This is a genomic window from Agromyces seonyuensis (assembly GCF_009789225.1).
Lineage (GTDB): Bacteria > Actinomycetota > Actinomycetes > Actinomycetales > Microbacteriaceae > Agromyces > Agromyces seonyuensis.
In genome coordinates, this window is sequence record NZ_WSTA01000105.1 from 1 (window position 1) to 11,696 (window position 11,696).

An 11,696-nucleotide genomic window follows, 5' to 3' on the forward strand; every position below is an offset into this window, starting at 1 on the left:
GGCGTGCGAGATGCCGAGGTGTCTGGAGTCCAGACGTGTGCTCTCCCGCTCTCGCGGGCGATGGTGCCGCCGATGATGCCGCCGAGGACGGCGCCGAGCAGGTCGCCGCCGCCGCCGGAGCGACCGCCCGGCCCGGGGCCGTACCCGCCGCCCCAGCCGCCGCCGTTCACGTCGGCGTTCGCCTGGGAGAGCGCCGACTCGGCGCTCTGGGACGCGGCCTGCGCGGCGGCGACGGCACCGGCCGGGTCGGAGGTCTGCAAGGACAGCGCCTGCCCGAGCTGCGCGGATGCCGTCGCGAGCCGGGTGCGCGCTTCGCTGCCCACCCCGCCGCGGTACGAGCCGATGAACTGCTCGGCCTGCCGCACGCGCGCCTGCGCGTCGGCGAGGGCCTGCTGGATCTGCTGTGCCGCGCGCACTGCCGCCTCGTCGGCGCTGCGGCGCGCGGTGACGACCTGATCGATCTGCGCGTCGACGGCGTGCAGTCGTGCGGCGAGCGCCGCGGGATCGCGTCCGGCGGCCTGGAGGGCGGTGCGGAGTTCGGCGAGCTCGGCCTCGGTGCGCTCGGCGGCGGCGAGGAGTTCGGGGCCGCCGAGGGCGCGTGCTGTGGCCGCATCGGCGGCGACCGCCTGGATGCCCGCGGCGAGCGTCGCATCGATCTTCGCGAGGTCCTCGGCGGTCGTCGCGACGGCGCGGGCGAGCACCTGCGTCTGGTCGCCCGCCTCCTCGGCCGCGCGGACGCCGAGAGCCGCGTCGCCGGTGCGGCCCGCGCGCGAGGCATCCGCCGCCTCGACGAGGGTCGATCGGCCGAACGAGAGCCGGTCGCGCGCCTGCGACACGTTCTGAGCGATGCCGGTGAGGGCGCTCGGCGCGTACGTGGCGGCGAGGCGCTCGTAGGCCGCTTCGGCCGGTGCGATCGCGGCGTCGGCCTGCCCGAGTTCGCGGTCGATGCGCGAGAGCTCGGCGGGGAGATCGGACTCGAGCGAGCGCAGCCGGCGGAAGGACTCCGCCTGGGCTTCGAGCGCCTCGTCGGCGGCATCCGTGTGCGCGAGGATCTCGCCGTACCAGGCGCGACGCTCCTCGTCGGTGTCGCGCTCGTGGTCGTCGAGGCGCTGCTGCAGCGCGAACGCGGCGGCGAGATGCTGCTTCGCCGCGGCGATGGCCGCACGATACGGTTCGGCGGCCGCCTCGCCGTAGGCCGCGATGGCGAACCCCAGTTCTTCCTCGCTCGCGCGGACTGCGTCATCGCTGCGCACGAGCGCGCTGCCGGCCGTGCGGCGGAGGTCGTCGAGCGACGGCCGGGATGCCCCGGACTCGCCCGTGCCCTTCCGGCGTCGGCGCACGACGAGCACGACCACGACGATCGCCGCGGCGATGAGGACGACGACCACGATCCAGAGCCACGCGCTGCCGGACCCGCCCGCCGTCGGCACTCCGCCCTCGGCGATCGCGTCGGCGGCGGCGATCGCGGCGCCCGCCCAGTCCTCGCGCTGCAGGTACGGCTCGACGACCTCGAGGGAGATCCGCTCGATCGCCTCGGCGTCGAGGGAGGCCCCCGCGGCCGCGTCGAGGCGGTACTGGCGGCCGTCGACGGCGACGGCGAGGAGATAGTCCTCGGTGCCCATGCCGTTGAGCTCGGCCGTCTCGACGGCCCACTGGCCGGCGTCGGACGGGTCCTCGAAGGTGGAGACGTAGGTCACGAAGAGCTGCCGGTTGGAGCGATCCGCCGCCGAGCGCACCGCGGCCTCGACTTCGTCGAAGTCGGAGCCGAGCACCCCGGCCTCGTCGAGCACCGGGCTCGAGCCGAAGCTCACCGGGGGCTCGGCGGTCAGGGCGGCACGCGCGGCGCCCGGCACGAGCACCAGGGCCAGCAGCGCGGCCGACAGCGCGGCGACGAACCGGGCGAGCGGGCCGGGCCGACGCGTCGTCGTCGGCATCGGGCGCGCCTTCATCCTCGCAACGGCAGTCACGAGGCGAGCCTAGCGAGGGCGACGGCCCCCTTGGGCGCCTTCCGGGCGCCGTCACAGGCGGGCCTGCGCCGGGGTGCCCGACCGGACGGTCGGGGCGACGGAGCCGGCCGGTGCGAAGCGGCGGTCAGGCGAGCGCGCCGCCGGGATGCCCGAACGCGCCGATGAGCGGCACGAAGCGGACCGCCCCGAGCCGCTCGGTCACCGTCTCGGCGCCGTGCCGGGTGACGCGCACGAGCTCCTGGAAGAGGCCGTCGGACTCGATCGGCATCACGATGCGGCCTCCGTCGGCGAGCTGCTCGAGCCACGGGCGCGGGATCTCTGGGCCTGCCGCGGCGGCGAGCACCGCGTCGAACGGCGCGGCCTGCGGGGCGCCGAGCGTGCCGTCGCCCACGAGCACCTCGACGGGCGCGTCGATGTCGGCGAGATGACCGGATGCCTCGGAGGCCAGCTCCGGCACCCGCTCGATCGAGACGATGCGTCCCGCGATGCGGCCGTAGACGGCGGCCGCGTAGCCGGAACCGGTGCCGACGTCGAGCACGCGTTCGCCGGGGGAGAGGTGCGCGGCCTCGGCCATCAGCGCGACGATGTACGGCTGCGAGATCGTCTGACCGTGCCCGATGGGCAGCGGGTGGTCGGCGTAGGCCTCGTCGGCGAGGCGGATGGGCACGAAGAGCTCTCGGGGGACGGCGAGCATGGCCGCGAGCACCGCCGGATCGCCGATCCCGCGCGCTCGAAGGTGCCAGTCGAGCATCTCCTCGCGCTCGGCCGCACGTTCCCCCGCCTGGAGCCCCCCAGCGTCCATCCTCCGATCCTGGCACGAGACGCCGGAAACGGGAACGGCCGCCCGAAGGCGGCCATGCTGAACTCTCGCCGCCTTGCGGGTCGGGGCCCCGGAAAACGGAAACGGCCGCCCGAGGGCGGCCGTTCAGCCGGTGCGCGATTCGCTCGCGCGGACGTGCCCCCGGAGGGATTCGAACCCCCGACCTACGGTACCGGAAACCGGCGCTCTATCCCCTGAGCTACGGAGGCGCACCGCATGAGACTACCACCTCGGAACGGGTGCGAATGACGCGTCGGGGCAGGCCTCAGGCGCCGGCGAGGACGTCCTTCACGAGCGCGTTCGCGTCGGCCGGTTCCAGGAAATCACCGGACGAGACGACGATCCAGCGTCCGTCGTCGAAGACCTGCGCGGTGCCGATGCCGTCGACGACGGCGAAGGTGCCCTCGCCCCATTCGGGCACGGCCGTGCCGGTCGCGGCGTCGGCCCGGAGCGCCTCGAGCTGCGAGGCGGTCGGGGTGGCGGCGGCGACCTCGACCACGGCGCCGCTCGTCTGATTCGACCACCCGCACGCAGTGCCGCCGAGGGCCGCGGCCTGTGCGGCCTCCGGGGAGATCGGCGCGTACTCGGGATCGACGCCGTAGTTCGAGTTGTATTCGTAGAGCTGGTCCGCGCTGAGCAGGGCGTCGCAGTCGACGGCGTAGGCCGCGGGGGTCTCGGTGGGCTCGGGCGCGGGCGGCTCCGGCGTCTCGGCCGCGGTCGGGTGCGGCGTGGCCGGCCCGGTCGGCTCGAGCGATTCGCCCGGTTCGGCGCCGGCTCCGGCGCCGCACCCCGCGAGGGCCGCGACGAGCCCCACGACGAGGATGCTCCGCCCCGCGAGCATCCGGATCGACCTCTGGTTCCCCGTACCGCCAGTCATATCGGCACCCTAGCCCCGTCCGACGGCGTATTCACGCAGACCCGCCCGGGTAGGATTGTCCGGTGACTCCTGACGATCTCTCGCGTGTTCTGGCCGGCCTCCTCGACTCCCTCATCGAGCGACGTCGCGCCGAGGGCGAGACCGTCGAGGTCGCGGTGTCGGCCGCCGACATCGTGCTCGAACGCCCGAAGCTGCGCGAGCACGGCGACTGGGCGTCATCGATCGCCCTGCGCCTGGCGAAGCCCCTCGGCACGAACCCGCGCGCCTTGGCCGGCGAACTCGCGGCCGGGCTCGAGGCCGTCGACGGCATCGCGAGCGTCGAGATCGCGGGCCCCGGCTTCATCAACATCCGCCTCGCCGCCGCCGCCGCCGGCGCGCTCGCGAAGACGATCCTCGACGAGGGCTCGGCATACGGTCGCGGCGACGCGCTCGCCGGGGAGACCATCAACCTGGAGTTCGTCTCGGCGAACCCGACGGGTCCGCTCCACATCGGCCACACCCGCTGGGCGGCGCTCGGCGACTCGATCGGCCGCGTGCTGCGCGCCGCCGGGGCCGAGGTCGCCAACGAGTACTACATCAACGACGCCGGCGCCCAGATGGACAAGTTCGGCCAGAGCGTCCTCGCGTCGATCCAGGGCGAGCCGACCCCCGAGGGCGGCTACCCCGGCGAGTACATCGCCGACCTCGGCCGGCGCGTCCTCGAGCGCGAGCCGAACCTGCTCGCCCTCGATCCCGACGCCCGCCTCCACGCGGCCCGCGAGATCGCCTACGACCTGCAGCTGCAGGAGATCAAGGCCTCGCTCGCCCGCTTCAACGTCGTCTTCGACGTCTGGACGAGCGAGCGCCGCCTGCACGCGGTCGGCGCCGACGGCCTCAGCGACATCGACACAGCACTGCAGCGGCTGCGCGCGCAGGGCCATGTCTACGATGAGGACGACGCGGTGTGGGTGAAGACCACGGACTTCGGCGACGACAAGGACCGCGTGTTCGTGCGCGGCAACGGCGTGCCCACCTACTTCGCCGCCGACGCCGCCTACTACCTCGACAAGGGCGACCGCGGCTTCCGTCACAAGATCTACCTGCTCGGCGCCGACCACCACGGCTACGTGCACCGGCTCAAGGCGCTCGCGGGTTCGGCCGGCGACGACCCCGAGCGCGACATCGAGGTGCTCATCGGGCAGCTCGTGTCGATCAACGGGGCGAAGCTCTCCAAGCGCGCGGGCAACATCATCGAGCTCGACGACCTCCAGGCCTGGCTCGGCACCGACGCGCTGCGCTACACGCTCGCCCGATACCCCGCGGACTCGCCGCTGACGATCGACCCCGAGGTGCTGCAGAAGCGCAGCAACGACAACCCGGTCTTCTACGTGCAGTACGTGCACGCGCGCACGACCCAGCTCGGCAAGAACGCCGCGGCTTCCGGCGTCGAACGCTCGGCCTTCGTGCCCGAGCTGCTCGAGCACGAGACCGAGTCGGCGCTGCTCGGCGCGCTGCAGGACTACCCGCGCGTCGTCGCCCGCGCGGCCGAGCTGCGCGAGCCGCACCGCGTCGCGCGCTACCTCGAGGAGCTCGCGGGCCTCTTCCACCGCTGGTACGACAACTGCCGCGTCGTGCCGCTCGGCGAGGAGCCCGTGACCGACCTGCACCGCACGCGCCTCTGGCTCAACGACGCGACGGGCCAGGTCATCCGCAACGGCCTCGACCTGCTCGGCGTGAGCGCGCCGGAACGGATGTGACGATGACCGGGGGGCGCGGGGGATCGATGGCCGGACGGGGACGGCCGTGAGCGGCGGTTCGGCCGACGGGTCGCGCCGGACGGGCCTCAGGGTCGCCGGTTGGCTGCTCGTCGTCGTCGTCGGGCTCGTCGGCCTGTACTTCCTCGCGGACTCGATCGTCCGCCGGGTCGCCGAGGACGACATCGCCGCATCGATCGAATCGGAGTTGCCCGAGCAGGTCACCGGCGGGGTCTCCGCCGAGATCCGCGGTGTCTCGGTCCTCGCGCAGTACGCGACCGGCCGCATGGAGCGGATCGAACTCACGGGGGACGACCTCGCGGTCGACGGCGTGCCGCTCGAGGCCTCGCTCGTGCTGACCGGCGTGCCGCCCTCGGGCGAGGGCGAGGTCGAGCACGCCGTCGGCACCCTCACGCTCGACGAGGCCGGTCTCAACGAGTTCATCGAACTGCCGGGCACCGACGGCTCGTTCACGATCGACGACGGCACGATCGGCTACGCCGGCACGGTGAGCTTCCTCGGTCTCGAGCTCGGCTACACGGCGTCCGCGACCGCCGAGGCGGCCGGCACCGAGGTGCTGCTCCAGCCGGTATCGGCCTCCCTCGATGCGGCGGGCGGCTCCCTCGATCTCTCGGGCGCGGTGTCGCGCCTGCTCGACGAGCCGATCGCCGTGTGCGTGGCCGATCGGCTCCCCGCCGGGGTCGAAGTCGTCGGCATCACCATCGGCGACGGCTCGGCGACCGTGCGGCTCGACGCCCGCGACTTCCCCCTCGACGAGGACGCCCTGGGCACGACCGGCACCTGCTGAGGCGGTGCGCCGGGCCCGTCGTCACAGTGGTCGGCGGCCCGGTAAACTGGCGGTCCGCGCGTGTCTCGCGCGACGGCTTCAGGGGCCACGCCGGGTCCGCTCGCCACGTCTTCCTTCGTCCCCATTTCGAAGAGGTACCTCGTGGCCGATCCCGCCGCTCCGCCCGTCCCGCCCGCGCCCGCCGACGCCGACTCCCTCGCCCCGGGCGTGTGGCCCGCCGGCGCCGGACGCGACGCGGAGGGCGCGATCACGATCGGCGGCATCCCGGCGCCCGCGCTCGCCGCCCGGTTCGGCACCCCGCTCTACGTCCTCGACGAGGACGAGGTGCGCGAGCGAGCCCACCGCATCCGCACCGTGTTCGAGGACGCGTTCGAGCTCGCCGGCGGCGAGGCGGTCGTCTACTACGCCGGCAAGGCGTTCCTCTCGACCGAGATCGTGCGCTGGATGCTGGCCGAGGGCCTGCGCGTCGACGTCTGCACGGGCGGCGAGCTCGAGGTCGCCCTCGCGGCGGGGGCGGATGCCGGCCGCCTCGGCTTCCACGGCAATAACAAGTCCCTCGTCGAGATCGAGCGAGCCGTCGAGGTCGGCGTCGGCACGATCGTGCTCGACTCGCCGATCGAGCTCGAGCGCGTCGCCGAGGCGGCCGAGCGCGCCGGGGTCGTGCAGCCCGTGCGCCTCCGCGTCGTCTCGGGCGTCCACGCCCACACGCACGAGTTCCTCGCGACCGCGCACGAGGACCAGAAGTTCGGCGTGCCGCTCGCGCTCGCACCCGAGCTCGTCGAGCGCATCCGCGAGCGGCCGAGCCTCGACTTCCTCGGCCTGCACTGCCACATCGGCTCCCAGATCTTCGACGACGGCGGCTTCGCAGAGTCGGCGCGCCGCCTCATCGAGGTGCACGCGGCGCTGCTCGAGGGCGGCGCCGTCCCCGAGCTCAACCTCGGCGGCGGCTTCGGCATCGCCTACACCGCGGCGGACGACCCGACGCCGATCGAGACGATCGCCGCGGGCATGGCGGCCGCCGTCGGCCGCGAGTGCCACGATCGCGGCATCCCGGTGCCGCGCATCGCCATCGAGCCCGGCCGCTGGATCGTCGGCCCGCCCGGCGTCACGCTCTACACGGTGGGCACGGTCAAGCCCGTCACGACCGAGCACGGCGTGCGCACGTACGTGAGCGTCGACGGCGGTATGAGCGACAACGCCCGCCCCGCGCTGTACCAGGCCGACTACAGCGTGCGGCTCGGCAACCGCTCCTCGCGGGCCGCACCCGCGCTCGTGCGCGTCGTCGGCAAGCACTGCGAGTCCGGCGACATCGTCGTCGACGCCGACCACCTGCCCGCCGACGTCGTCCCCGGCGACCTCGCCGTCGTCGCCGCGACGGGCGCCTACTGCCGCTCGCTCGCCTCCAACTACAACCACGTCGGCCGTCCGGCCGTCGTCGCGATCTCGAGCGGCGAGGCGCGCGTCATCGTCCGCGGCGAGACCGTCGCCGACCTGCTCGCGCTCGACGCCGGCATCCCCGCCCCCACCAAGCCCGAGGAGGCCTGAACCACCGTGTTCGACTACCGATCGCTCCGCGTCGCCCTGCTGGGCGCCGGCACCGTCGGCGCCCAGGTCGCCCGACTCCTGCTCGAGGAGTCCGACGAACTCGCCAACCGAATCGGCGCCCGTCTCGAACTCGTCGGCATCGCCGTGCGCGACGTCGACGCGCCGCGCGACGTCGACCTGCCGCGCGAGCTCTTCACGACCGACGCCGAACGGCTCATCCTCGGCGCCGACATCGTCGTCGAGCTCATGGGCGGCCTCGAGCCGGCCCGCTCGCTCGTGCTCCAGGCGATCGGCTCCGGCGCCGACGTCGTGACCGCCAACAAGGCCCTCCTCGCGACCCACGGCGTCGAGATCTTCGACCTCGCCGAGCAGGTCGGCGCGCAGGTCGCCTACGAGGCCGCGGTCGCCGGCGCGATCCCGATCATCCGTCCGCTCAGCGAGAGCCTCGCGGGAGACCGGGTCGAGCGCATCGTCGCCATCCTCAACGGCACGACGAACTTCATCCTCGACCGGATGGACTCGACGGGGGAGACCCTCGAGGAATCGCTCGCCATCGCCACGGAGCTCGGCTACGCCGAGGCCGACCCGACGGCGGACATCGAGGGCTACGACGCCGCGCAGAAGGCCGCGCTGCTCGCGAGCCTGGCGTTCCACACGACCGTGCCGCTCGACCAGGTGCACCGCGAGGGCATCACGACGGTCGACGCCGCCCAGGTCGACTCGGCCAAGAAGCAGGGCTACGTCGTCAAGCTCGTCGCCGTGTGCGAACGGGTCCCGGGCGAGGACGGCACGGAGCGCATCTCGGTGCGCACGCATCCCGCGCTCATCGACGGCCGCCACCCGCTCGCCGCCGTGCACGGTGCGAACAACGCCGTCTTCGTCGAGGCCGCCGCCGCCGGTCAGCTCATGTTCTACGGCGCCGGCGCCGGCGGTCCCCAGACGGCCTCGGCCGTGCTCGGCGACCTCGTCGCGGTGGCGCGTCGCCACGTCGTCGGCGGCCCCGGCCTCGTCGCGAGCGATCACGCCGCTCTGCCGATCGTCCCCATCGGCGACATCTGCACGAGCTCGCAGATCACCCTCGAAGTGGCCGACCGCGCGGGCGTGCTCGCCGAGATCGCCGGGGTGTTCGCGGCGAACGGCGTCTCGGTCGCCCGGCTCGAGCAGTCGACGGATCCGAATACAGGCCGGGCTACGCTGGTCATCGGCACGCACGCCGCCCGAGAGCGCGCCCTCGCCGACACCGTCGCCGCACTGTCCCAGTCATCCGCCGTCGTCGCCGTCGCGAGCGTCCTCCGAGTCGAAGGAACGAAGTGAACCAGTCCAGCACCGTCCGCTCCCGCCAGTGGCGCGGCGTCATCCGCGAGTACGCCGATCGTCTCGACGTGACCGACGCCACCCCGATCGTCACGCTCGGCGAGGGCGGCACGCCCCTCATCCACGCCCCTGCGCTGTCCCGGCGCACGGGTGCCGACGTCTGGGTGAAGTTCGAGGGCATGAACCCCACGGGCTCCTTCAAGGACCGCGGCATGACGATGGCGATCACGAAGGCCATCGAGCACGGCGCGAAGGCCGTCATCTGCGCCTCGACCGGCAACACCTCGGCCTCGGCCGCCGCCTACGCCGCGCACGCGGGCATCCGCGCCGCCGTGCTGGTGCCCGAGGGCAAGATCGCGATGGGCAAGCTCGGCCAGGCGATCATCCACCGCGGCGATCTCATCCAGGTGCAGGGCAACTTCGACGACTGCCTCGACCTCGCGCGCGAACTCTCAGCGAACTACCCGGTGCACCTCGTCAACTCGGTCAACAACGACCGCATCGAGGGGCAGAAGACCGCGGCCTTCGAGGTCGTCGAGGTCCTCGGCGACGCGCCGGACTTCCACTTCATCCCCGTCGGCAACGCGGGCAACTACACCGCCTACACCCGCGGCTACCGGGAGGACATCGCGGCGGGCAACGCCACCAAGCTCCCGCGCATGTTCGGCTTCCAGGCCGCCGGCTCCGCGCCGCTCGTGCGCGGCGAGGTCGTCAAGGACCCCGAGACGATCGCGACCGCCATCCGCATCGGCAACCCGGCCTCGTGGGAGCTCGCCCTCGAAGCGCGAGACGCCTCGGACGGCTACTTCGGCGCCATCACCGACGAGAAGATCCTCGAAGCCCAGCGCATCCTCGCGGGCGAGGTCGGCGTGTTCGTCGAGCCCGCGTCCGCCGCGAGCGTCGCCGGCCTGCTCGAACGCGCCGAGGCCGGGGTCATCCCCGCCGGCGCGACGGTCGCCGTCACGGTCACGGGCCACGGCCTCAAGGACCCGCAGTGGGCCCTCCGCACGGCCGACGGCTCGGACATCCAGCCGACCGTCGTGCCCGTCGACGCCGCGGCGGTGGCCGAGGTCCTCGGGCTGTCCGCATGACGACGATCGCCGAGCCGGTGCCGTCGGCGGGCCTGGCGCCCGTCCCGGCCGAGCTCGTCGGTCGGCGCGTGCACGTGCGCGTGCCCGCCACGACGGCCAACCTCGGCCCCGGGTTCGACACCCTCGGACTCGCGCTCGCCGACTACGACGAGCTCGATATCGAAGTGCAGGGCTCCGGCCTCGAGATCGAGGTGCACGGCGTCGGCGAGGGCGAGGTCCCGCTCGACGACCGGCACCTCGTCGTGCGCGCCATGCGGCACGTCTTCGCCGATTTCGGCTTCGAGCTGCCGGGCCTGAAGCTCGTCGCGCACAACACGATCCCGCACGGGCGCGGCATGGGCTCCTCCGGCGCGGCCATCGTGGCCGGGGTCATGGCCGTCAAGGGCATCCTCGAGGGCGTCGTCGAGGTCTCGAGCCAGGACGCGCTGCGGCTCTCGACCGACCTCGAGGGACACCCCGACAACGTCGCCCCCGGCCTCTTCGGCGGGCTCACGATCGCGTGGACCACGCCCGAGGGCCCGCGCTCGAAGCGCCTGAACGTGCACCGCGGCGTCTCGCCGCTCGTGCTCGTGCCGGGCAGTTCCATGTCGACGGAGCTCGCGCGCAGCCTGCAGCCCGTGACGGTGCCCCACGAGGACGCCGTCTTCAACGTCTCGCGCTCGGCGCTGCTCATCGCGGCGCTCATCCAGAGCCCCGAGCTGCTGCTCGCCGCCACCGAGGACAAGCTGCACCAGAGCTACCGCGCGCAGGCGATGCCCGAGACGGATGCGCTCGTGCAGTCGCTGCGCGCCGCCGGGCACGCCGCGGTCGTCTCCGGCGCCGGTCCGTCGGTGCTCGTGCTCGCGAGCGACCCCGCCGAGCGGCTCGCCGCCGTGCGGATCGCCGAGGGGCAGCCTTCCCCGTGGGAGGCGCGGATGCTCGCGGTCGATTTCAAGGGCGCGACGGTCGAGGTCCGCTGACCGTCGGCGCCCGGCCGGAGCGACGTCCTCCACAGGGGGCGCGTCGCAGTCGAGTCGGGCGTCGTCGGCGGTGCTAGACTCGATACGGCGCCCGACGGATCATCCCCGATCCCGCCGTTCGGCGTCTTTCCCGGCAATTCATTGCGTTCGCTCACGTGTCGTCGTCGGACCGTTCCGACGGCATCCCGCGTGATTGCGATCAACTCTCCTGCGTCGCCGTCTCGCGACGAGGGGAAAGGAACCTACCCCGTGACCAACGCATCCGACCACGACATCCTCGTGGCAGACCGCGCCCGCCTGGCGACCCTCAAGGTCGCCGAACTCCAGGCGCTCGCCGCGCAGATCGGCCTCGGCGGCGCCGCCAAGCTCCGCAAGGGCGAGCTTGTCGAGGCGATCGCGGCCCATCAGGCCGCACAGGCCGGCGACGCCGCTCCCGCGGCCGAGGCCCCGGTCGTCGAGGCGGCCCCGGCCGAGACTCCCGTCGTCGAGACGGCCCCGGCCGAGACCGCGCCCGCCGACGAGCCGGCCGCGCCCGCCGTCGCCGAGACCCCGGCCGACGAGCGCCCGGCCGGGTCCGAAGAG

General features: G+C 73.6%; 10 protein-coding genes and 1 tRNA gene. 7 read left to right on the top strand and 4 right to left on the bottom strand.

What is annotated here, in order from left to right:
* From GB864_RS16480 to GB864_RS16495, 4 genes are all read right to left on the bottom strand, one after another.
* The coding region (locus tag GB864_RS16480; protein ID WP_160426786.1) for a TPM domain-containing protein at positions 1 to 1,934 on the bottom strand (1,934 nt) is incomplete at its 3' end.
* 157 nt (positions 1,935 to 2,091) lie between these two features.
* Entirely contained in the window at positions 2,092 to 2,769 is a 678-nt protein-coding gene (locus GB864_RS16485) for a protein-L-isoaspartate(D-aspartate) O-methyltransferase (protein ID WP_160426787.1), read from the bottom strand.
* Positions 2,770 to 2,923: 154 nt separating this feature from the next.
* Positions 2,924 to 2,996: transfer RNA gene (locus GB864_RS16490), tRNA-Arg, on the bottom strand.
* A 56-nt stretch (positions 2,997 to 3,052) separates the two neighbouring features.
* Positions 3,053 to 3,664, bottom strand: coding sequence for an iron ABC transporter ATP-binding protein (locus GB864_RS16495; protein ID WP_160426788.1), 612 nt, complete (start codon positions 3,662 to 3,664; stop codon positions 3,053 to 3,055).
* Positions 3,665 to 3,726: 62 nt separating this feature from the next.
* Here GB864_RS16495 and GB864_RS16500 point away from each other — a divergent pair, with 62 nt between their 5' ends.
* From GB864_RS16500 to GB864_RS18245, 7 genes are all read left to right on the top strand, one after another.
* Entirely contained in the window at positions 3,727 to 5,400 is a 1,674-nt protein-coding gene (locus tag GB864_RS16500) for a DALR anticodon-binding domain-containing protein (RefSeq protein WP_160426789.1), read from the top strand.
* Between the two features lie 46 nt (positions 5,401 to 5,446).
* Positions 5,447 to 6,205 carry an LmeA family phospholipid-binding protein gene (locus tag GB864_RS16505; RefSeq protein WP_160426790.1) on the top strand — a complete coding sequence of 253 codons (759 nt, stop codon included), beginning with the start codon at positions 5,447 to 5,449 and terminating at the stop codon, positions 6,203 to 6,205.
* Positions 6,206 to 6,346: 141 nt separating this feature from the next.
* On the top strand, positions 6,347 to 7,750 hold the full coding sequence (gene lysA / locus GB864_RS16510; RefSeq protein WP_160426791.1) for a diaminopimelate decarboxylase: 1,404 nt from the start codon (positions 6,347 to 6,349) through the stop codon (positions 7,748 to 7,750).
* Positions 7,751 to 7,756: 6 nt separating this feature from the next.
* Complete coding sequence (locus tag GB864_RS16515; protein WP_160426792.1) at positions 7,757 to 9,064, top strand: homoserine dehydrogenase; 1,308 nt, start codon at positions 7,757 to 7,759, stop codon at positions 9,062 to 9,064.
* Positions 9,061 to 10,155 carry a threonine synthase gene (gene thrC / locus GB864_RS16520; RefSeq protein ID WP_160426793.1) on the top strand — a complete coding sequence of 365 codons (1,095 nt, stop codon included), beginning with the start codon at positions 9,061 to 9,063 and terminating at the stop codon, positions 10,153 to 10,155. Before GB864_RS16515 ends, thrC begins: the two co-directional genes overlap by 4 nt.
* A complete protein-coding gene (gene thrB, locus GB864_RS16525) occupies positions 10,152 to 11,114 on the top strand; it encodes a homoserine kinase (RefSeq protein WP_160426794.1) in 963 nt (320 codons plus the stop codon). Before thrC ends, thrB begins: the two co-directional genes overlap by 4 nt.
* Positions 11,115 to 11,363: 249 nt before the next feature.
* The coding region (locus tag GB864_RS18245) for a Rho termination factor N-terminal domain-containing protein (protein WP_336604052.1) at positions 11,364 to 11,696 on the top strand (333 nt) is incomplete at its 3' end.

Coding starts and splice junctions, on each gene's coding strand:
- thrB (WP_160426794.1), top strand. CDS start 10,152: ATGACGACGATCGCCGAGCCGGTGCCGTCGGCGGGCCTGGCGCCCGTC.
- GB864_RS16495 (WP_160426788.1), bottom strand. CDS start 3,664: ATGACTGGCGGTACGGGGAACCAGAGGTCGATCCGGATGCTCGCGGGG.
- GB864_RS16485 (WP_160426787.1), bottom strand. CDS start 2,769: ATGGACGCTGGGGGGCTCCAGGCGGGGGAACGTGCGGCCGAGCGCGAG.